This is a genomic window from Enterobacter sp. B79-1 (assembly GCF_057444735.1).
The window spans coordinates 1-21,329 of sequence record NZ_JBYAZJ010000003.1 but is presented as its reverse complement, the minus strand read 5'-3'; the positions used below and the strand labels follow the sequence as shown (position 1 = coordinate 21,329).

The window sequence follows — 21,329 nt, the reverse complement described above, 5'->3', positions numbered from 1 at the left end:
AACGCTAATTTTCCCGGCCTGTCGGCTTTTTTATAAACCGGCAGGCCGTGTTATTATTGCTACTTAGTACATTTGACAGGAAGAGTATTTTGACTACTGACACTCATACTCTGCATATTGAAGAGATTTTAGAACTTCTGCCGCACCGCTACCCGTTTTTGCTGGTAGACCGTGTGCTGGATTTTGAAGAAGGTCGTTTTCTGCGCGCAGTGAAAAATGTCTCCGTTAACGAGCCTTTCTTCCAGGGACACTTCCCTGGTAAGCCTATCTTCCCGGGTGTGTTGATCCTGGAAGCAATGGCACAGGCAACCGGTATTCTGGCGTTTAAAAGCGTAGGTAAACTGGAGCCGGGTGAACTCTATTACTTCGCAGGTATCGATGAGGCGCGCTTTAAGCGTCCAGTTGTGCCTGGTGATCAGATGATCATGGAAGTCACTTTTGAAAAAACGCGTCGCGGCCTGACTCGCTTTAAAGGCGTAGCTCTGGTTGACGGCAAAGTTGTTTGCGAAGCGACGATGATGTGTGCTCGTAGCCGGGAGTCCTGATACGTGATTGATAAATCTGCCTTTATTCATCCTACTGCCATCGTGGAAACCGGTGCCATCATTGGTGCTAACGTCCACGTTGGTCCGTTCTGTATTGTTGGACCCCATGTCGAAATTGGTGAGGGTACAGTACTGAAATCTCACGTTGTGGTGAATGGTCACACGACCATTGGCTGTAATAACGAGATCTATCAGTTCGCTTCCATCGGTGAAGTTAACCAGGATCTGAAATATGCTGGTGAAGCCACCCGTCTGGAAATTGGCGATCGTAACCGTATTCGTGAAAGCGTCACCATTCATCGTGGAACAGTACAGGGCGGTGGGTTGACGAAGGTAGGCAGCGACAACCTGTTTATGGTTAATGCGCATATCGCGCACGACTGTACCGTGGGTGACCGCTGTATCCTCGCCAACAACGCAACGCTGGCGGGGCACGTATCGGTAGATGATTTCGCAATTATCGGTGGTATGACCGCAGTTCATCAGTTCTGCATCATTGGTGCACACGTGATGGTCGGCGGCTGCTCAGGTGTGGCGCAAGACGTTCCACCTTACGTTATTGCGCAGGGTAACCATGCCACGCCATTTGGCGTGAACATCGAAGGCCTCAAGCGCCGTGGCTTTAGCCGCGAAGCGATTACAGCCATCCGCAACGCGTACAAACTGCTGTACCGTAGCGGGAAAACGCTGGAAGAGGCGAAGCCGGAAATTGCCGAGCTGGCGAACAAACACCCTGAAGTGAACGCGTTCATGGAGTTCTTTGACCGTTCAACAAGGGGTCTGATTCGTTAATGGTCGATAGTCGTCCGCTTACGATAGCCCTGGTCGCCGGAGAAACCTCCGGCGATATTCTTGGTGCTGGTCTCATCCGCGCGCTAAAAGCTCGCGTACCTAATGCTCGCTTTGTGGGTGTTGCTGGCCCGCTGATGCAGGCTGAAGGTTGCGAAGCCTGGTATGAGATGGAAGAGCTGGCCGTGATGGGCATCGTTGAGGTGCTGGGGCGTCTGCGTCGCTTACTTCATATTCGTGCCGATCTCACCCGCCGTTTTACCGACCTCAAACCTGATGTGTTTGTCGGTATCGATGCGCCTGATTTCAACATTACCCTCGAAGGGAATTTGAAAAAACAGGGGATCAAAACCATTCATTACGTCAGTCCGTCCGTCTGGGCGTGGCGACAGAAACGCGTTTTCAAAATCGGGCGGTCCACCAACCTGGTGCTGGCTTTCCTGCCTTTCGAAAAAGCGTTTTACGACAGATTTAATGTTCCGTGCCGTTTTATCGGTCATACCATGGCGGATGCGATGCCATTGGATCCGGATAAAAACGCGGCGCGCGACGTACTGGGTATTCCCCATGACGTGCACTGTCTGGCACTGCTGCCTGGCAGCCGCGGTGCTGAAGTTGAAATGCTGAGCGCCGATTTCCTCAAAACAGCGCAAATTCTTCGCCAGACCTATCCCGACCTTGAAGTGGTTGTGCCGCTGGTGAATGCCAAACGCCGCGAGCAGTTTGAGCGTATCAAAGCGGAAGTCGCCCCGGATCTTCACGTCCGTCTGCTGGACGGAAAAGGGCGGGAAGCGATGTATGCGAGCGATGCCGCGCTGCTGGCCTCCGGCACGGCGGCGCTGGAGTGTATGCTGGCGAAATGCCCGATGGTGGTCGGTTATCGCATGAAGCCGTTCACCTTCTGGCTGGCAAAACGTCTGGTGAAAACGGATTATGTCTCCCTGCCAAACCTGCTTGCCGGTCGTGAGCTGGTGAAAGAGCTGTTGCAGGATGATTGTCAGCCGCAGGCGCTCGCGGATGCACTGCTGCCGCTGCTGGCAAACGGCAAGACCAGCCACCAGATGCACGATAACTTCCGTGAACTGCATCAACTGATCCGCTGTAATGCTGATGAGCAAGCGGCTGATGCGGTGCTGGAGCTAGCAAAATGATGGAATTTGTTTATCCTCACACCCACCTTGTGGCGGGCGTGGATGAAGTAGGACGCGGCCCGTTGGTAGGCGCAGTGGTCACCGCGGCGGTGATCCTCGATCCGGCTCGTCCCATTATCGGGCTGAACGACTCTAAAAAATTGTCTGAAAAGCGCCGACTGGCGTTGTTTAGTGAGATTCAGGAGAAGGCGCTGGCCTGGAGCCTGGGGCGCGCTGAACCGCATGAAATAGACGAGCTGAATATTTTGCATGCTACGATGCTGGCGATGCAGCGTGCGGTAGCGGGCCTGAAAATTTCTCCTGAATATGTCCTGATTGACGGAAACCGCTGTCCGGCATTGCCTATGCCTTCAATGGCGGTCGTCAAAGGCGATAGCCGGGTCGCAGAAATTAGCGCAGCTTCTATTATTGCCAAAGTGACGCGCGACGCCGAAATGGCCGCGCTGGACCTCACTTACCCTCAGTATGGTTTCGCCCAGCATAAGGGGTATCCCACACCTTTCCATCTGGAAAGGCTGGCTGAACATGGCGCAACCGAACACCACCGTCGCAGCTTTGGCCCGGTGAAGCGCGCGCTGGGACGGGTGTCCTGAATCAATACGCAAGTCATTAAGTAACGCGGAATCTGAAGATGGCTGAACCACGTTTCGTACACCTGCGGGTGCATAGCGACTACTCCATGATCGATGGGCTGGCAAAGACCGGACCGCTGGTAAAAAAGGCGGCCGCGCTTGGCATGCCTGCGCTGGCGATCACCGATTTTACCAACCTGTGTGGCCTGGTGAAGTTCTACGGAACCGCGCATGGCGCCGGGTTAAAGCCAATTGTCGGCGCGGATTTTCATGTCCAGAGCGAGCTGCTCGGCGATGAGATGACGCAGATCTCCGTGTTGGCGATGAACAACACCGGTTATCAGAACCTTACCCTGCTTATCTCTAAAGCCTATCAGCGTGGATATGGTGCGATGGGCCCGTGGATTGACCGCGACTGGCTGGCAGAGCTGAACGAAGGCCTGCTGCTGATTTCCGGAGGTCGCATGGGCGATGTCGGCAAGTGTCTGCTGCGTGGCAACAGTGCGCTGGTGGATCAGTGCGTCTCGTTCTACGAAGAGTATTTCCCGGATCGCTACTATCTTGAGCTGATCCGCACCGGGCGTGCGGACGAAGAGAGCTATCTGCATGCCGCCGTGGCACTCGCCGAAGAGCGCGGTCTGCCTGTGGTGGCCACCAATGATGTCCGTTTCCTTGAAGCGGGTGATTTTGACGCACATGAAATTCGTGTGGCGATCCATGACGGCTTCACCCTCGACGATCCTAAACGTCCGCGTAACTACTCCTCTCAGCAGTATATGCGCAACGAAGAGGAGATGTGTGAGCTCTTCTCTGACATCCCGGAAGCGCTGGAAAACAGCGTTGAAATAGCAAAACGCTGTAACGTCACCGTGCGTCTCGGCGAGTACTTCCTGCCGCAGTTCCCGACGGGTGACATGACCACGGAAGATTTCCTGGTCGTAAAATCGAAGGAAGGCCTGGAAGAGCGTCTGGAGTTCCTGTTCCCGGATGAAGCCGTTCGCAAAGAGAAACGCCCACCGTACGATGAACGTCTGGATATTGAACTCCAGGTGATCAACCAGATGGGCTTCCCCGGCTACTTCCTGATCGTTATGGAGTTTATCCAGTGGTCGAAGGATAACGGCGTGCCGGTAGGTCCGGGCCGTGGTTCCGGTGCGGGATCGCTTGTGGCCTACGCGCTTAAAATTACCGATCTCGACCCGCTGGAGTTTGACCTGCTGTTCGAACGTTTCCTTAACCCGGAACGTGTTTCCATGCCCGACTTTGACGTCGACTTCTGCATGGAGAAACGCGACCAGGTGATCGAGCACGTCGCCGATATGTACGGCCGTGATGCGGTATCGCAGATTATTACGTTCGGTACGATGGCGGCGAAAGCGGTTATCCGTGACGTCGGCCGCGTGCTGGGCCACCCGTACGGGTTTGTTGATCGTATCTCCAAGCTGGTGCCGCCCGATCCGGGCATGACGCTGGCAAAAGCGTTTGAAGCCGAACCTCAGCTGCCGGAAATCTACGAAGCCGACGAAGAAGTTAAAGCGCTGATCGACATGGCGCGCAAGCTGGAAGGCGTCACGCGTAACGCCGGTAAGCATGCGGGGGGCGTGGTTATCGCCCCGACCAAAATCACCGACTTCGCACCGCTATACTGCGATGAAGCGGGCCAGCACCCGGTTACCCAGTTCGATAAGAACGACGTAGAATACGCCGGGCTGGTGAAGTTCGACTTCCTTGGCCTGCGTACGTTGACGATCATCGACTGGGCGTTGAAGATGATCAACCCGCGCCGGGAAAAGCAGGGCCTTGAGCCAATAGACATCGCTGCCATCCCGCTGGATGACAAAAAAAGTTTCGACATGCTGCAGCGCTCGGAGACTACCGCCGTCTTCCAGCTTGAATCCCGCGGCATGAAAGATCTGATTAAACGTCTGCAGCCCGACTGCTTCGAAGATATGATCGCACTGGTGGCCCTGTTCCGTCCGGGCCCGCTGCAGTCGGGGATGGTAGATAACTTTATTGACCGTAAGCACGGGCGCGAAGAGATTTCCTATCCGGACGTTCAGTGGCAGCACGAAAGCCTGAAGCCGGTGCTGGAGCCAACCTACGGCATCATCCTGTATCAGGAACAGGTGATGCAGATTGCCCAAGTGCTTTCCGGCTATACGCTCGGCGGCGCGGACATGCTGCGTCGTGCAATGGGTAAGAAAAAGCCGGAAGAGATGGCCAAGCAGCGAGGCACTTTCGAAGAAGGCGCGAGAAAAAACGGCGTTGATGGTGAACTGGCGATTAAGATCTTTGACCTGGTGGAGAAATTCGCCGGGTACGGATTTAACAAATCCCACTCCGCCGCCTATGCTTTGGTGTCGTATCAAACGCTGTGGCTGAAAGCGCACTATCCTGCTGAATTTATGGCGGCGGTAATGACGGCCGATATGGACAACACCGAGAAGGTGGTTGGCCTGGTGGACGAGTGCTGGCGCATGGGGCTCAAGATCCTGCCGCCGGACATTAACTCGGGGCTCTACCACTTCCACGTCAACGACGACGGGGAGATCGTTTACGGGATCGGCGCGATCAAAGGCGTGGGCGAAGGCCCGATCGAGGCGATCATCGAAGCGCGTAACAACGGCGGGTATTTCCGCGAGCTGTTCGATCTTTGCGCCCGTACTGATACTAAAAAACTGAACCGCCGCGTGCTGGAAAAACTGATCATGTCCGGCGCGTTTGACAGGCTGGGGCCGCACCGCGCCGCGCTGATGAACTCGCTGGGCGACGCCCTGAAAGCGGCGGATCAGCATGCAAAAGCGGAAGCGATTGGTCAGGCGGATATGTTTGGCGTGCTGGCGGAAGAGCCAGAGCAGATTGAACAGTCATACTCCAACTGCCAGCCGTGGCCTGAACAGGTGGTACTGGATGGGGAGCGTGAAACGTTAGGCTTGTACCTGACGGGGCACCCAATCAACCAGTACATCAAAGAAATTGAGCGCTATGTCGGCGGCCACAGGCTAAAAGACATGCATCCGACAGATCGTGGTAAAATCACCACGGCTGCGGGGCTCGTGATTGCTGCAAGGGTAATGGTCACCAAGCGCGGCAATCGTATCGGCATCTGTACGTTGGATGACCGTTCCGGGCGTCTGGAGGTGATGTTATTCACCGACGCGCTGGATAAATACCAGCACTTGCTGGAAAAAGACCGCATACTTATCGTCAGCGGACAGGTCAGCTTTGATGACTTCAGCGGGGGGCTTAAAATGACCGCCCGCGAAGTGATTGACATTGACGAAGCCCGGGAAAAATATGCTCGCGGGCTTGCTATCTCGCTGACGGACAGGCAAATTGATGACCAGCTTTTAAACCGACTCCGTCAGTCTCTGGAACCCCACCGCTCGGGGACCATTCCAGTACATCTCTACTATCAGAGGGCGGATGCACGTGCGCGGTTGCGCTTTGGTGCAACGTGGCGTGTCTCTCCGAGCGATCGTTTACTGAACGATCTCCGTGGCCTCATTGGTTCGGAGCAGGTGGAACTGGAGTTTGACTAATACAGGAATACTATGAGTCTGAATTTCCTTGATTTCGAACAGCCGATTGCAGAGCTGGAAGCGAAAATCGATTCTCTGACAGCGGTAAGCCGTCAGGATGAAAAACTGGATATTAACATCGACGAAGAAGTGCATCGTCTGCGCGAGAAAAGCGTAGAACTGACGCGCAAAATCTTTGCCGATCTCGGCGCATGGCAGGTGGCCCAGCTGGCACGCCATCCACAGCGTCCGTACACCCTGGATTATGTCCGCCTGGCGTTTGACGAATTTGACGAACTGGCAGGCGATCGCGCATACGCTGACGATAAAGCTATCGTTGGCGGTATCGCGCGTCTGGACGGACGCCCGGTGATGATCATTGGTCATCAGAAAGGTCGTGAAACCAAAGAGAAAATCCGTCGTAACTTCGGGATGCCAGCACCAGAAGGCTACCGTAAGGCCCTGCGTCTGATGGAGATGGCTGAACGGTTCAACATGCCTATCATCACCTTCATTGACACCCCGGGTGCTTACCCTGGCGTGGGCGCAGAAGAGCGCGGTCAGTCTGAAGCTATCGCGCGCAACCTGCGCGAGATGTCTCGTCTGAAGGTGCCGGTCATCTGTACCGTTATTGGTGAAGGCGGTTCCGGTGGTGCGCTGGCCATTGGCGTGGGCGATAAAGTGAATATGCTGCAGTACAGCACCTATTCCGTTATCTCCCCGGAAGGCTGTGCGTCCATTCTGTGGAAAAGCGCCGATAAAGCGCCGCTGGCTGCAGAAGCAATGGGCATCATTGCGCCGCGCCTGAAAGAGCTTAAGCTGATCGACTCCATCATCCCGGAACCGCTGGGTGGTGCGCATCGTAAGCCGGAAGTGATGGCCGCTTCCCTGAAAGCACAGCTGCTGGCTGACCTGGCGGATCTGGACGTGCTGAGCAAAGACGATCTGCTCAACCGTCGCTACCAGCGTCTGATGACCTACGGTTACGCGTAAGCTTCATAATTATCTGAAAAAGCCGCACACTGTTGCGGCTTTTTTTATACCTGCGGTTTAGCCGGGCTATGCTTAGCTAATGTTTTTTAAGGAGGAAGCCCATGAATATCATTGCCATTATGGGGCCACACGGCGTCTTTTATAAAGATGAGCCGATTAAGGAGCTGGAGCAAGCCCTGCAGTCGCGCGGATATCAGCTGATCTGGCCGCACAACAGCGCCGACCTGCTGAAGTTCATCGAGCATAATCCGCGTATCTGTGGCGTGATCTTCGACTGGGATGAATATGACCTCGAACTGTGCAGCGATATCAACAAGCTGAACGAATATCTCCCGCTTTACGCGTTTATCAATACCCACTCAACCATGGACGTCAGCGCCAATGATATGCGAATGGCGCTGTGGTTCTTTGAATATTCGCTCGGCGTGGCGGAGGATATTGCGACCCGCATTCAGCAATATACCGGTGAATATCTCGATAACATTACGCCGCCGTTTACCCGCGCGCTCTTCACCTACGTGAAGGAAGGCAAATATACCTTCTGTACGCCAGGCCATATGGCGGGAACGGCCTATCAAAAAAGCCCGGTGGGCTGCCTGTTCTATGATTTCTTTGGCGGCAACACGCTGAAAGCGGACGTGTCGATTTCAGTCACCGAATTAGGCTCTCTACTGGATCACACCGGTCCGCACCTGGAGGCCGAAGAGTATATTGCCCGCACCTTTGGCGCAGAGCAGAGCTATATGGTGACCAACGGCACCTCGACCTCGAACAAAATCGTCGGGATGTACGCTGCCCCTGCAGGCAGTACCTTGCTGATTGACCGCAACTGTCATAAATCGCTGGCGCATCTGCTGATGATGAGCGACGTCGTGCCGCTCTGGCTGTCACCCACGCGCAACGCGCTCGGTATTCTTGGCGGCATCCCGCGTCGTGAGTTTACGCATGACGCCATAGAAGGTAAGGTCGCGGCGATCCCCGGCGCGAGCTGGCCTGTTCACGCGGTGATCACTAACTCCACCTACGACGGCCTGCTGTACAACACCAACTGGATCAAGCAGACGCTGGATGTGCCGTCGATCCACTTTGATTCAGCGTGGGTGCCGTACACCAATTTCCACCCGATTTACGCCGGTAAAAGCGGTATGAGCGGCGAGCGTGTGCCGGGCAAAGTGTTCTTCGAAACGCAGTCGACCCATAAAATGCTGGCTGCGTTTTCGCAGGCTTCGTTAATTCACATCAAAGGTGAGTACGACGAAGATACGTTTAACGAAGCCTTTATGATGCACACCACTACCTCGCCAAGCTATCCGCTGGTGGCCTCGATTGAAACGGCCGCGGCGATGTTGCGCGGCAATCCGGGCAAACGCCTGATCAACCGCTCGGTGGAGCGCGCGCTGCATTTCCGCAAAGAAGTTCAGCGGCTGAAAGATGAAGCCGACGGCTGGTTCTTTGATATCTGGCAGCCGGAAGAGATTGATGAAGCAGAATGCTGGCCCGTCTCGCCCGGCGAAGACTGGCATGGTTTCCGAGATGCCGATGCCGACCATATGTTCCTCGATCCGGTCAAAGTGACGATCCTGACGCCGGGCATGGACGAGCAGGGCATTATGGGTGATGAAGGGATCCCCGCCGCGCTGGTGGCGAAGTTCCTGGACGAGCGCGGCGTGGTGGTGGAGAAAACCGGGCCGTATAACCTACTGTTCCTGTTCAGCATTGGGATCGACAAAACCCGCGCGATGGGGTTGTTGCGCGGCCTGATGGAGTTTAAGCGCGCCTACGATCTCAACCTGCGGGTGAAGAACATGCTGCCGGATCTCTACGCGGAGGATCCTGACTTCTATCGGAATATGCGTATTCAGGATCTGGCTCAGGGGATCCACAAACTGATCCGCCAGCACGACCTGCCGCGTCTGATGCTGCAGGCGTTTGATGTCCTACCGGAAATGAAACTCACGCCACACAAAGCGTGGCAGCGGCAGGTGAAAGGCGAGGTGGAAACCATCGAGCTGGAAAATTTGGTCGGGCGGGTGTCGGCCAACATGATCCTGCCTTATCCGCCGGGTGTTCCGCTTTTAATGCCCGGTGAGATGATCACCGAAGAGAGTCGGGCGGTGCTCGATTTCTTGTTGATGCTCTGCTCTGTCGGACGCCATTATCCGGGCTTTGAGACCGATATCCACGGTGCGAAGCGCGATGAGCAGGGCGTGTACTGGGTGCGAGTCCTAAAATAAAGGTGACCGCTTGCAAGGTGCGGGTTTTCGGTTGTAACGTTCAGGCATCATAAAAAGGAGAAGATATGCTGGGTTTAAAAGCTGTTCATCATATTGCGATTATTGCGACCGATTACGCAAAAAGTAAGTCCTTCTATTGCGATATCCTTGGCTTTACGCTGCTCAGTGAGGCTTATCGCGAGGAGCGCGACTCCTGGAAGGGCGATCTGGCGTTAAACGGGCAATATGTGATTGAGCTGTTCTCATTTCCTTTTCCGCCTGCGCGCCCTTCCCGCCCGGAAGCCTGCGGCCTGCGCCATCTGGCCTTTAGCGTTGATGACCTTAATAGCGCGGTCAAGCATCTGGAATCGCACGGCGTGATGTGCGAAGCGATACGCGTCGATCCGTTCACCGACAAGCGTTTTACCTTTTTCAACGACCCCGATGGCCTGCCGCTGGAGCTTTACCAGCAGTAATCGCCGTCATGTGTGATAATGCCCGCTTAGTCCGGGCATTTTTTATGTGTAATTTCCTATGACCTCACCCGCTATTGCACAAGCCGTTTCACCGTACCGCCAGCTGCTGGTGGGGTTTAGCGGTGGGCTGGATTCCACCGTTTTGCTCCATCGCCTTAAGCTCTGGCGTGACCAGGTGTCTGACGTCCAACTCCGGGCGATACATATCCATCACGGGTTAAGTCCTCATGCTGATGCATGGGGAGCGCACTGTGAAGCACTCTGTGAGGCGTGGAGCATTCCGTTGAGGGTTGAACGCGTGATTCTCCACGAGGAAGGGCTGGGCATTGAGGCGCAGGCGCGCAAGGCCCGCTATGCCGCTTTTGCTCGCGCCTTACGGCCCGGTGAAGCACTCGTTACGGCGCAGCATCTTGACGATCAGTGCGAAACGTTTTTGCTTGCGCTTAAGCGGGGCAGTGGTCCGGCGGGGTTATCCGCCATGCCTGAGCGTGCGCGTTTTGCCGGAACCGAATTAATCCGCCCGCTGCTGGGTGAAACACGTGCTTCTCTTGAATCCTGGGCGCATGAACATCAGCTGAGCTGGATTGAAGACGAAAGCAATCAGGACGACAGCTACGATCGTAACTTCCTGCGTCTGCGCGTCGTACCGTTACTGACCGAACGCTGGGAGCACTTTGCTGAGGCGACGGCCAGGAGCGCCGCGCTTTGTGCCGAGCAGGAGAGCCTGCTGGATGAGTTGCTAAGTGATGATTTGGCCAAGCTGATTTCCTCTGAGGGTTCGCTGGCAATTGCGCCGCTGGAAGCGATGAGTGCGGTACGCCGTGCCGCAGTTTTACGCCGCTGGTTGGCCTCTCATCATGCCGTCATGCCGTCGCGAGCAATGCTCGGCAGAATATGGGATGAAGTGGCGCAGGCGCGAGAAGATGCCACACCGAGCGTTTACCTGAACGGCTTCGAGGTCAGGCGCTATCAGGGCAAACTGTGGTGGGTTAAATCCCGCTGTTCTCTTTCTGATGTTGTTCTCGACTGGCCCTGCCTGGTGGAAGCACTGACATTACCCGCTGGTGCGGGTAGCGTATCCCTGAAGAATGCCGGTCACGTGCGTCTGCCTGAAGCGGATGAGCCCGTTACGGTGCGTTTTAAAGCCGGTGGTTTGCTGCATATCGTCGGGCGTAATGGCGGACGAAAGCTGAAGAAAATCTGGCAGGAGAACAATGTGCCGCCCTGGCTGCGCGATACCACGCCGCTGCTGTTTTATGGTGAGACGCTTATTGCCGCTGCGGGCGTGTTTATCACTGAAGAAGGGTGGACAGAAAAGGGCGTTTCGTTTGAGTGGAATGCGTAACGGGCAGCCGGGCTGCCCGTGAGTGTCATCAGGATTCGCTTACCACAACGGTACCGATTTCCGGATGGCTGAAGCTGGCAATTTTGTCCAGACGAAGCTCGCGCGTCGCGCCGGCATCTTCCACTATCAGATATTCCACATTCTTACGTGAAACCAAATCGCTGGCTTTCGCCTTCAACACTTCGCCATCTTTTAGCTCCAGCGTCAGTATTAAATGATGCTGGCAGGCGAGTTCGAGGTTGTCATAGTCATCACAATTGATGGGTTGATAAGTATCATTCATCGACATAATCGCTCACCAGTAAATTCGCCGCAGCATACGCTGCTTTTTCCCTGACCGACTCTGAAAGGCTCTCATCAGAGGCCACTTCATTAAGCACCTTCAATACACAGCCCAACGCGTCCGGGACATACCCCAGATCGCCGCTGGCGATTTCCGCATACCGTTTGCGAATTAACTCACAATAATTATTCACATCCCCTCCCGCCAGCGCACTGACTTACTGTGAGATATCATTAAGCCTACGAAGATAAACTCGGTTTAGCAAGGTGACTATACCATACTCATTTAAGCAATATCAGCGCCTTGATAGCGCACTATTCATCACCTCGTAACAGCGTTTTGCTCCGGTTTTCGCTACAATGTCCGCCTGAATCGAAAGGAGTTCTCTGATGGCGCTGAAAGCGACAATTTATAAAGCTGTGGTCAATGTGGCGGATCTTGACCGCAACCAGTTCCTCGATGCGTCATTGACGCTGGCGCGTCACCCCTCTGAAACCCAGGAACGCATGATGCTGCGCCTGCTGGCGTGGATTAAATACGCCGACGAGCGTTTGCAATTTACGCGTGGTTTGAGTGCGGAAGATGAACCCGAAGCCTGGCTGCGCAACGATCATCTCGGTATCGATTTGTGGATTGAGCTTGGCCTGCCGGATGAGCGCAGGATTAAAAAGGCGTGCACCCAGTCCGCTGAGGTGGCGTTATTCGCGTATAATCAACGCGCTGCGGAGATCTGGTGGCAGCAAAACAAGGGCAAGTGCGGACAGTTTAAAAATCTCACCGTCTGGTATCTGGATGATGAGCAGCTGGCGCAACTGAGCGAGTTTGCTGGCCGAACGATGGTTCTGCAGGCGACGATTCAGGACGGTGCGATCTGGCTTTCTGATTCTCAGAATAATCTGGAAATCCATTTAACGGCGTGGCAACCGGCGTCATGATAGTTTTGTCCCGAAACGTCAGCATTCCGGATAACGAGCTGGAGATCACTGCCATCCGGGCGCAGGGCGCGGGCGGTCAGCACGTTAACAAGGCCTCAACGGCTATCCATTTGCGCTTTGACATTCGGGCCTCCAGCCTGCCAGAGTATTATAAAGAAAGTCTGCTTGCCGCCAGCCATCATCTGATCACCAGCGATGGCGTCATTGTGATTAAAGCGCAGGAGTACCGCAGCCAGGAGTTAAACCGGGAAGCGGCGATTGCGAGGCTGGTGGCGATGATTAAAGAATTAACGACAGTGCAGAAAAGCCGTCGGGCAACGCGGCCCACACGTGCATCGAAAGAGCGTCGGCTATCGTCAAAGGCGCAGAAATCCACAGTGAAAGCACTACGCGGTAAAGTTCGTCGCCCTACAGAGTGACGAAAGGGAACACACTTTTCATAAGGAATTCATTGTGAAAAAAGTATTATGGTCAGCGCTGGCAGTGAGTACGCTGTTTGCGCTTTTTGGGTGTAACAACCGTTCGGAAACGCAGGTATTACAGCCTACGCAAACGGAAGAATTAAAGCCGATGCAGCAGAGCTGGCGTGGCGTATTGCCTTGTGCAGACTGTGAGGGCATCGAAACATCCCTGTTCCTGCAAAAAGACGGCACATGGGTAATGAACCAGCGCTATCAGGGCGCGAAAGAGCCTTCTTCGTTTGGGACTTACGGAACCTGGGCACGTACGGCTGAGAAGCTGGTTCTGACGGATACGACCGGTGAGAAAACCTGGTTCCGCCCTAAAGGTGACAGCATGGAAATGCTTGACCGTGAAGGCAATCCTATTGAGTCTCAGTTCAACTACACGCTCGCCCCGGTAAAAGCGGCACTGCCTGCCACGCCAATGGCGATGCGAGGAATGTATTTCTACATGGCAGATGCGGCAATCTTCACCGATTGCGTCACCGGTAAGAAAGTCAGCGTGGCAAACAATGCTCAGCTGGAGCGTGATTACGCCGTGGCGCGCGGCAACGACAGCAAGCCGGTTCTGCTGACGGTGGATGGTCACTTTACCCTGGAGCCGAACCCGGACAGCGGTGAGATGGTGAAAACACTGGTGGCCGATAAAGACGCGAAATTTGTTGCAGGTAAAAACTGCGACAGTAAATAGGCTGACGTAGCGCCATTAAAAAACCCCGCCGGAGCGGGGTTTTTTGTTTCTTAACCTTTAATGGCTTTCACCAGGTAATCAAGAATGTCGCCAGTCTTGATCATCTGTTTCTCGCCGCTGCGACGGTATTTGTATTCAATCTCGTCGCTATCGAGGTTACGGTCGCCGATGACAACGGTGTGCGGAATACCGATCAGTTCCATATCAGCAAACATCACGCCAGGACGCTCTTTACGGTCATCCATCAGCACGTCGATGCCCTTGGCGCGCAGCTCAGCGTAAAGTTTTTCCGCCAGTTCCTGCACGCGGTAAGACTTATGCATATTCATTGGCAGAATCGCAACCTGGAACGGCGCGATGTTGTCCGGCCAGACGATGCCGCGCTCGTCGTAGTTTTGCTCGATAGCCGCAGCAACAACACGCGTCACCCCGATACCGTAGCAGCCCATTGTCAGAACCTGGTTACGGCCATCTTCGCCCTGAACGGCAGCGTTCATCGCGCGGGAGTATTTATCGCCTAACTGGAAGATATGACCCACTTCGATACCACGCTTGATCATCAGCGTACCCTGGCCGTCCGGGCTTGGATCGCCTGCAACCACGTTACGGATGTCAGCCACTTCTGGCGTCGCCACGTCGCGATCCCAGTTGATGCCGAAGTAGTGCTTACCGTCGATGTTTGCTCCAGCAGAGAAGTCGCTCATTGCGGCAACCGTGCGGTCAATAACAACCGGAACCGGCAGATTGACTGGACCCAGTGATCCTGGCCCCGCATTCACAACGGCGCGGATTTCCGCTTCCGTGGCGAAGGTCAGCGGGCTGGCAACCTGCGGCAGCTTCTCGGCTTTCACTTCGTTCAGCTCGTGATCGCCACGGACCAGCAGGGCAACCAGCGGGTATGCGCTACCCTCGGTGGATTTCACCAGCAAGGTTTTTACCGTTTTCTCAATCGGCAGGTTGAACTGTTCAACCAGCTCGGCGATGGTTTTCGCGTTTGGCGTATCAACCAGCTTCATCTCTTCGGTGGCAGCAGCGCGTGGCGTTTTTGGTGCCAGTGCTTCAGCAAACTCGATGTTTGCCGCGTAATCAGAGGAGTCAGAGAAGATCACATCGTCTTCACCACTCTGTGCCAGTACCTGGAACTCATGCGATGCGCTACCGCCAATAGAACCCGTATCAGCCTGCACCGCACGGAAATCCAGACCCATGCGGGAGAAGATTTTGCTGTACGCAGCGTACATGGCGTCGTAAGTCTCTTGCAGCGATTCCTGAGAAGTATGGAAAGAGTAGGCGTCTTTCATCAGGAATTCGCGAGAGCGCATGACGCCAAAGCGTGGACGCACTTCGTCACGGAATTTAGTCTGGATCTGGAAGAAGTTCAGCGGCAACTGTTTGTATGAGCTCAGCTCATTACGGATCAGATCGGTAATGACTTCTTCATGCGTTGGGCCGAGGACAAACGGACGATCGCCGCGATCGGCAATACGCAGCAGTTCCGGACCGTACTGCTCCCAGCGACCGCTCTCCTGCCACAGTTCAGAGGGCTGAACGACCGGCATTAACACCTCGATAGCACCGGCGTTGTTCATCTCTTCACGCACGATGTTTTCGACTTTTTTCAGGACGCGCACGCCGGTCGGCAGCCAGGTGTATAACCCGGAGGCCAGCTTGCGGATCATCCCGGCGCGCAGCATCAGCTGATGGCTGATCACTTCGGCGTCGGCAGGTGTCTCCTTTAAAGTGGAGAGCAGATATTGGCTAGTACGCATGTTGTTACGGTTCCGTTTCGACGAGTAGGGCTGGCTTAAAGGCCAACCTGACACAAAAAAAGTGGTTTAGTTTACCAGTGTGGCAAAGATGCCAAAAGAGAGGAGGTTAAAATTACCTGGGTTCCAGGGCAAACACTTCAAAACCTGCCCCGGTTACGCGCCAGCGCACGTTAAAATCCAGTAGCCAGACGGCATAGGTTTTACCGGCTTCCTCTTCTTTTCGGTAGGCGGGACGAGGGTCCTGCGCCAGTACTTCAACGATAAAGTCCCGAAGATGGGGATAACGCTTTTCGAGCTGATGTATCTGGACGGTGAGCTCAGGCGTGAAGTGTACCGGCATATCGGCCTGTGGGGCGTCCTGAGCATAACTTGCCCGGGCGTCCGGTAGCGCTTCAGCGAAAGGCAAATACGGCTTGATGTCGATAACCGGCGTGCCATCCACCAGGTCAAGACTGCCTAACTCGAGGATCACTTGATCCTTCTGACAGCGTATACCTTTCAGTTCAACCAGCGACATGCCGATGGGGTTGGGACGAAAGGTCGAACGGGTGGCGAAAACGCCCATTCTTGCATTTCCTCCCAGACGAGGAGGGCGCACCGTAGGGCGCCAGCCACCTTCCATGGTCTGGTGAAACACAAAGACAACCCACAGGTGGCTGAAGGCGTCGAGCCCGCGTACCGCATCGGCCTGATTGTAGGGCGCGATCAGATGAAGCTCGCCGCCGCCCCGTGTCACCAGACCGGGCTGGCGCGGTACGGCGAATTTCTCTTTATAAGGAGAGTGGATAACGCCTATTTGCTCAAACTGAAATGCACTCATTTCGCCGTAATGTTTAGTGCAGAACCGATACAAACAGCCTGACGATAACATCCTGGCGTACCGCTGGTCACTTCACAGCTGTGCAGCAGCACCGCGTTGGCTTTCATTTTGGACGCGTTAATCTGCATACGCTTGCGGGCCGTTGGAATGTTTGGAGGAGAGTCCTGATTCGTTGCCTGGCAGGATTCGCCGCTCACTTCACCCAGTTCACGGAATGGCTTGCCCACGAGATCGTCGGCTTTAGTGATAATGCGTACCGGTGCAGGGCGAGGCGCTTTCGGTTTTGCTGGCTCCGCTTTTGGCGGGGTTGCTGTGCTTTGAACAGGTTCAACAGGAGATCTGCTTAGCATAGAACAGCCGCTCAGCATGAGTGCTAAGAGACAGATCGGTAAAGCACGCATAATAGTTCCTCAATGGATAATCAAAACAACGGATATTGAATCAGTTGCCTGCATAAATGACAAGACGGGCATAAGCCCGCCCTGATGATATTACACTGAGAGGAGATTACCAGCCTTTAACAGCACCGCCGTTAAACACCTTGTTGGCTTCCTGGTAAACTTCGTCAGACTGATAAGCCTGAACAAATTTCTTCACGTTTTCCGCGTCTTTGTTGTCTTCGCGAGTCACGATCAGGTTGACGTATGGGGAGTCTTTATCTTCAACGAAGATGCCGTCTTTCGCAGGGGTCAGGCCGATCTGGCTGGCGTAAGTGGTGTTGATCACCGCCAGTGCGATCTGTGCATCGTCAAGTGAACGTGGCAACTGTGGTGCTTCCAGCTCAACCAGTTTCAGATTTTTCGGATTCTCGATAACGTCCAGTGCAGTCGGCAGCAAACCCACGCCGTCTTTCAGTTTAATCAGGCCCACTTTCTGCAGCAGCAGCAGGGAGCGACCGAGGTTTGTTGGGTCGTTAGGGATCGCAACCTGGGAGCCGGGCTGCAGTTCATCAAGCGATTTGATTTTTTTCGAGTAACCGGCAATTGGGTAAACGAAGGTGTTACCGGCCGCAACGAGCTTGTAGCCGCGATCTTTGATCTGCTGATCCAGGTATGGTTTGTGCTGGAAGGCGTTGGCGTCAATATCGCCTTTGCTCAGCGCTTCGTTCGGCAGCACGTAATCGTTGAAGGTTACCAGCTCAACGTCCAGACCATATTTTTCTTTCGCCACTTTCTGCGCAACTTCAGCAACCTGCTGCTCAGCACCCACGATAACGCCCACTTTAATGTGGTTTGGATCTTTTTCGTCCTGACCGCAACCCACCAATGCCAGAGAGCCGATCAGCGCGCCTACCGCTGCAAAGGTCTTTAATTTAAACGCCATGTTTTATCCTTAACTCGTCGAGTTTGTGTTGTGTGTAACGTTATTTGTGAGTAACAGCCCGGACGATGCGATCGCCAGAGAATTGGATTAAGTAAACCAGCACAACCAGCAATACCAGAACGGTATTCATTACGGTAGCGTTATAACCAATATAGCCATATTGATAGCCGATCTGGCCTAAACCGCCAGCACCCACTGCGCCACCCATCGCGGAATAGCCGACCAGCGTGATGAGCGTGATGGTCGCTGCGTTCACCAGGCCAGGCAACGCTTCAGGCAGCAGCACTTTGCGTACGATCTGCATCGGCGTTGCGCCCATTGCGCGGGAGGCTTCGATCAGACCGGTTGGGATCTCCAGCAGGGCGTTTTCCACCATACGGGCGATAAACGGCGCTGCACCTACGGTTAGCGGAACGATGGCCGCCTGCAGACCGATAGACGTTCCGACGATCACGCGGGTAAACGGAATCATCCATACCAGCAGGATAATGAACGGGATAGAACGGAAGATATTCACCAGCGCAGAGAGGGTGCGATACAGCTTCGCGTTCTCAATGATTTGACCGGGACGCGTCACGTACAGCAGGACGCCGACCGGCAGACCAATCACAAAACCAAAGAAGCCCGATACAAAGGTCATTGCCAGCGTTTCCCAAACGCCGCGAACCAGCAGCCACATCATCGGCTCAGACATAACCCAGTACCTCTACTTTTACATGGTGTTCTTGCAGCCAGGCAATCGCCGCCTGGGTTTCTTCTTGTGTCCCGTGCATTTCCGTCAGCATGATGCCGAACTTCACGCCACCGGCGTAATCCATCTGCGCGCTAATGATGTTGTTGTTCACGTTAAAGCGACGGGCAGTTTCGGAAAGCAGTGGAGCGTCAACGGACTGACCGGTGAATTCCATACGCAGCATTGGGACGCTGTCTGCCGTTGCTTCTGTTTTCAGACGTTCCAGATAATCTTCCGGAATATCCAGATGCAGCGTGGACTGAATAAACTGCTGCGCCAGCGGAGTTTTCGGATGCGAGAACACTTCACTTACCGTGTCCTGCTCGATCAGTTCACCGTTACTGATGACCGCCACGCAGTCACAGATGCGTTTCACCACATCCATTTCGTGCGTAATAAGGAGGATCGTCAGGCCCAGGCGACGATTAATATCTTTCAGCAGTTCCAGAATCGAACGAGTGGTCGCTGGGTCCAGTGCGCTGGTCGCTTCATCGCACAGCAGCACCTTAGGATTACTTGCCAGCGCGCGGGCAATGGCCACACGCTGTTTCTGCCCACCGGACAGGTTCGCCGGGTAGCTATCATGTTTATCGCCCAGACCCACGAGGTCGAGCAGTTCGGTGACGCGACGCTTCACTTCTTCTTTAGGCGTGTTGTCCAGCTCCAGCGGTAATGCGACGTTACCGAAAACGGTACGGGAAGCCAGCAGGTTGAAGTGCTGGAAGATCATGCCAATCTGGCGGCGTGCTTTAGTGAGTTCTTTCTCTGAGAGGGCGGTAAGCTCTTGCCCGCCAACTTCAACGCTGCCCTGGGTTGGACGCTCAAGCAGGTTAACACAACGGATCAGCGTACTTTTACCTGCACCCGATGCGCCAATGACGCCATAAATTTGACCAGCAGGAACATGCAGGCTGACATTGTTCAACGCCTGAATGGTTCGGTTCCCCTGCTGGAACACTTTGGTGATATTGGAAAGTTTAATCATTAGATTATTTTTATCATATGTAAGTTAGCCGTGGCATTTTGTTCTGCCAGATACGGGTGATGACCGTAAACAAAACGGATGTTAAGGCATCCAGACGTCTAAATCAATCCAACTCTGTGCGATGAGCACTTTATTGCGCTGCGATTCATGAGATACTAGCGGAACATGCCTTTTTCAGGAGCAAACCGGTGGCAAAATCAGTACCCGCAATTTTTCTCGATCGTGATGGCACTATTAATGTGGATCATGGTTACGTCCATGAGATTGATGAGTTCGAGTTTATCGAGGGCGCAATAGATGCCATGCGCCAGCTGAAAGAGATGGGTTATGCGCTGGTGGTTGTGACTAACCAGTCCGGTATTGCACGCGGTAAATTCACCGAAGCGCAGTTCGAGACGCTGACGGAATGGATGGACTGGTCGCTGGCCGATCGCGGTGTGGATCTCGACGGCATCTATTATTGTCCGCATCACCCGCAGGGAACGGTAGAAGAGTATCGCCAGACCTGTGATTGCCGTAAACCGCATCCGGGGATGTTCATCTCTGCGCAGGAATTTCTGCACATTGATATGGCTGCCTCTTATATGGTGGGCGATAAACTGGAAGATATGCAGGCAGCTGCTGCTGCGGGGGTTGGGACCAAAATATTAGTTCGCACCGGTAAGCCAGTGACGCCAGAAGCAGAGAATGCGGCAGATTGGGTAATTAATAGTCTGGCAGACCTGCCTGGAGAGATTAAAAAGCACCAAAAATAGCCTTTTTGGTGAAAAGGTGAGCGGTCGAAATAAAAATGCATATTTCCGCTTGTCATTCCTCGGCGGCTCCCTATAATGCGCCTCCATCGACACGGAACATGTGAATCACTTCACAAACAACCGGGTCGGTGAAGAGAAAAAATCCTGAAATAACGGGTTGACTCTGAAAGAGGAAAGCGTAATATACGCCACCTCGCAACGGTGAGCGAAAGCCGCGTTGCACTGCTCTTTAACAATTTATCAGACAATCTGTGTGGGCACTCAAAGTGACATGGATTCTTAATGTCTTCGGACAATAAATGAATACCAAGTCTCTGAGTGAACATACGTAATTCATTACGAAGTTTAATTCACGAGCATCAAACTTAAATTGAAGAGTTTGATCATGGCTCAGATTGAACGCTGGCGGCAGGCCTAACACATGCAAGTCGAGCGGCAGCGGGAAGTAGCTTGCTACTTTGCCGGCGAGCGGCGGACGGGTGAGTAATGTCTGGGAAACTGCCTGATGGAGGGGGATAACTACTGGAAACGGTAGCTAATACCGCATAACGTCGCAAGACCAAAGAGGGGGACCTTCGGGCCTCTTGCCATCAGATGTGCCCAGATGGGATTAGCTAGTAGGTGGGGTAACGGCTCACCTAGGCGACGATCCCTAGCTGGTCTGAGAGGATGACCAGCCACACTGGAACTGAGACACGGTCCAGACTCCTACGGGAGGCAGCAGTGGGGAATATTGCACAATGGGCGCAAGCCTGATGCAGCCATGCCGCGTGTATGAAGAAGGCCTTCGGGTTGTAAAGTACTTTCAGCGGGGAGGAAGGCGATAAGGTTAATAACCTTGTCGATTGACGTTACCCGCAGAAGAAGCACCGGCTAACTCCGTGCCAGCAGCCGCGGTAATACGGAGGGTGCAAGCGTTAATCGGAATTACTGGGCGTAAAGCGCACGCAGGCGGTCTGTCAAGTCGGA

The 21,329-nt window shown here is 54.2% G+C and carries 21 protein-coding genes and 1 rRNA gene; 14 read left to right on the top strand and 8 right to left on the bottom strand.

Translation table 11 applies throughout. The annotated features are described in order from the left end of the window. The first annotated feature begins 89 nt into the window (after positions 1–89). The 9 genes from fabZ to tilS all read left to right on the top strand — a co-directional run bounded on the left by fabZ (position 90) and on the right by tilS (position 11,605). Positions 90–545, top strand: coding sequence for a 3-hydroxyacyl-ACP dehydratase FabZ (gene fabZ / locus AC2T6E_RS10535; RefSeq protein WP_010426706.1), 456 nt, complete (start codon positions 90–92; stop codon positions 543–545). A gap of 3 nt (positions 546–548) precedes the next feature. After that, entirely contained in the window at positions 549–1,337 is a 789-nt protein-coding gene (gene lpxA / locus AC2T6E_RS10530; protein ID WP_010426704.1) for an acyl-ACP--UDP-N-acetylglucosamine O-acyltransferase, read from the top strand. Beyond that, on the top strand, positions 1,337–2,485 hold the full coding sequence (gene lpxB / locus AC2T6E_RS10525) for a lipid-A-disaccharide synthase (protein ID WP_460212922.1): 1,149 nt from the start codon (positions 1,337–1,339) through the stop codon (positions 2,483–2,485). Before lpxA ends, lpxB begins: the two co-directional genes overlap by 1 nt. After that, positions 2,482–3,078 carry a ribonuclease HII gene (gene rnhB / locus AC2T6E_RS10520; protein ID WP_010426699.1) on the top strand — a complete coding sequence of 199 codons (597 nt, stop codon included), beginning with the start codon at positions 2,482–2,484 and terminating at the stop codon, positions 3,076–3,078. Before lpxB ends, rnhB begins: the two co-directional genes overlap by 4 nt. 38 nt (positions 3,079–3,116) lie before the next feature. After that, a complete protein-coding gene (gene dnaE, locus AC2T6E_RS10515; RefSeq protein WP_458667314.1) occupies positions 3,117–6,599 on the top strand; it encodes a DNA polymerase III subunit alpha in 3,483 nt (1,160 codons plus the stop codon). A 12-nt stretch (positions 6,600–6,611) separates the two neighbouring features. Then, positions 6,612–7,571 carry an acetyl-CoA carboxylase carboxyl transferase subunit alpha gene (accA, locus tag AC2T6E_RS10510; RefSeq protein WP_023310466.1) on the top strand — a complete coding sequence of 320 codons (960 nt, stop codon included), beginning with the start codon at positions 6,612–6,614 and terminating at the stop codon, positions 7,569–7,571. A 101-nt stretch (positions 7,572–7,672) separates the two neighbouring features. Then, complete coding sequence (locus AC2T6E_RS10505; protein WP_126816905.1) at positions 7,673–9,805, top strand: lysine decarboxylase LdcC; 2,133 nt, start codon at positions 7,673–7,675, stop codon at positions 9,803–9,805. Between the two features lie 65 nt (positions 9,806–9,870). Then, positions 9,871–10,260, top strand: coding sequence for a VOC family protein (locus AC2T6E_RS10500; RefSeq protein ID WP_214594861.1), 390 nt, complete (start codon positions 9,871–9,873; stop codon positions 10,258–10,260). A gap of 58 nt (positions 10,261–10,318) precedes the next feature. Continuing rightward, positions 10,319–11,605, top strand: a complete 1,287-nt coding sequence (gene tilS, locus AC2T6E_RS10495) for a tRNA lysidine(34) synthetase TilS (protein ID WP_486691606.1) — start codon at positions 10,319–10,321, stop codon at positions 11,603–11,605. Positions 11,606–11,633: 28 nt separating this feature from the next. On the opposite strand, the gene rof is transcribed toward tilS, so the two are convergent. Beyond that, a complete protein-coding gene (rof, locus tag AC2T6E_RS10490) occupies positions 11,634–11,894 on the bottom strand; it encodes a Rho-binding antiterminator (RefSeq protein ID WP_010426685.1) in 261 nt (86 codons plus the stop codon). After that, positions 11,881–12,081 (bottom strand): YaeP family protein, encoded by a 201-nt coding sequence (locus AC2T6E_RS10485; RefSeq protein WP_008501889.1) that lies wholly within the window; start codon positions 12,079–12,081, stop codon positions 11,881–11,883. Before AC2T6E_RS10485 ends, rof begins: the two co-directional genes overlap by 14 nt. A gap of 196 nt (positions 12,082–12,277) precedes the next feature. Here AC2T6E_RS10485 and AC2T6E_RS10480 point away from each other — a divergent pair, with 196 nt between their 5' ends. Genes AC2T6E_RS10480 through nlpE form a run of 3 tightly spaced genes read left to right on the top strand, consistent with a single transcriptional unit; the run spans position 12,278 to position 13,975 of the window. Next, the gene (locus tag AC2T6E_RS10480) at positions 12,278–12,823 is read left to right on the top strand and encodes a YaeQ family protein (protein WP_108417039.1); all 546 of its coding nucleotides are present in this window, start codon (positions 12,278–12,280) and stop codon (positions 12,821–12,823) included. Next, on the top strand, positions 12,820–13,242 hold the full coding sequence (arfB, locus tag AC2T6E_RS10475) for an alternative ribosome rescue aminoacyl-tRNA hydrolase ArfB (RefSeq protein WP_089599130.1): 423 nt from the start codon (positions 12,820–12,822) through the stop codon (positions 13,240–13,242). The genes AC2T6E_RS10480 and arfB overlap by 4 nt, the downstream gene beginning before the upstream one ends. 34 nt (positions 13,243–13,276) lie before the next feature. Next, positions 13,277–13,975 (top strand): envelope stress response activation lipoprotein NlpE, encoded by a 699-nt coding sequence (gene nlpE, locus AC2T6E_RS10470; RefSeq protein WP_089599129.1) that lies wholly within the window; start codon positions 13,277–13,279, stop codon positions 13,973–13,975. Positions 13,976–14,025: 50 nt separating this feature from the next. On the opposite strand, the gene proS is transcribed toward nlpE, so the two are convergent. The 6 genes from proS to metN form a co-directional block, all read right to left on the bottom strand. Further along, positions 14,026–15,744: a proline--tRNA ligase gene (gene proS / locus AC2T6E_RS10465; RefSeq protein ID WP_010426668.1), complete on the bottom strand. Its 1,719-nt coding sequence runs from the start codon at positions 15,742–15,744 to the stop codon at positions 14,026–14,028. A gap of 112 nt (positions 15,745–15,856) precedes the next feature. Continuing rightward, on the bottom strand, positions 15,857–16,564 hold the full coding sequence (tsaA, locus tag AC2T6E_RS10460) for a tRNA (N6-threonylcarbamoyladenosine(37)-N6)-methyltransferase TrmO (protein ID WP_010426666.1): 708 nt from the start codon (positions 16,562–16,564) through the stop codon (positions 15,857–15,859). Then, entirely contained in the window at positions 16,561–16,965 is a 405-nt protein-coding gene (gene rcsF, locus AC2T6E_RS10455) for an Rcs stress response system protein RcsF (RefSeq protein WP_010426664.1), read from the bottom strand. Before rcsF ends, tsaA begins: the two co-directional genes overlap by 4 nt. Before the next feature lie 106 nt (positions 16,966–17,071). Beyond that, on the bottom strand, positions 17,072–17,887 hold the full coding sequence (gene metQ, locus AC2T6E_RS10450) for a methionine ABC transporter substrate-binding lipoprotein MetQ (RefSeq protein WP_126545035.1): 816 nt from the start codon (positions 17,885–17,887) through the stop codon (positions 17,072–17,074). Between the two features lie 40 nt (positions 17,888–17,927). Continuing rightward, positions 17,928–18,581, bottom strand: a complete 654-nt coding sequence (locus AC2T6E_RS10445) for a methionine ABC transporter permease MetI (protein ID WP_003856130.1) — start codon at positions 18,579–18,581, stop codon at positions 17,928–17,930. Beyond that, a complete protein-coding gene (gene metN, locus AC2T6E_RS10440; protein ID WP_028015600.1) occupies positions 18,574–19,605 on the bottom strand; it encodes a methionine ABC transporter ATP-binding protein MetN in 1,032 nt (343 codons plus the stop codon). The genes AC2T6E_RS10445 and metN overlap by 8 nt, the downstream gene beginning before the upstream one ends. Positions 19,606–19,793: 188 nt before the next feature. Between metN and gmhB the strand changes: the two genes are divergently transcribed. Together gmhB and AC2T6E_RS10430 are read left to right on the top strand one after the other, a co-directional pair. Then, positions 19,794–20,360 carry a D-glycero-beta-D-manno-heptose 1,7-bisphosphate 7-phosphatase gene (gene gmhB / locus AC2T6E_RS10435; protein ID WP_444508158.1) on the top strand — a complete coding sequence of 189 codons (567 nt, stop codon included), beginning with the start codon at positions 19,794–19,796 and terminating at the stop codon, positions 20,358–20,360. 367 nt (positions 20,361–20,727) lie between these two features. Continuing rightward, positions 20,728–21,329: ribosomal RNA gene (locus AC2T6E_RS10430) — 16S ribosomal RNA — on the top strand; the annotation flags it as partial.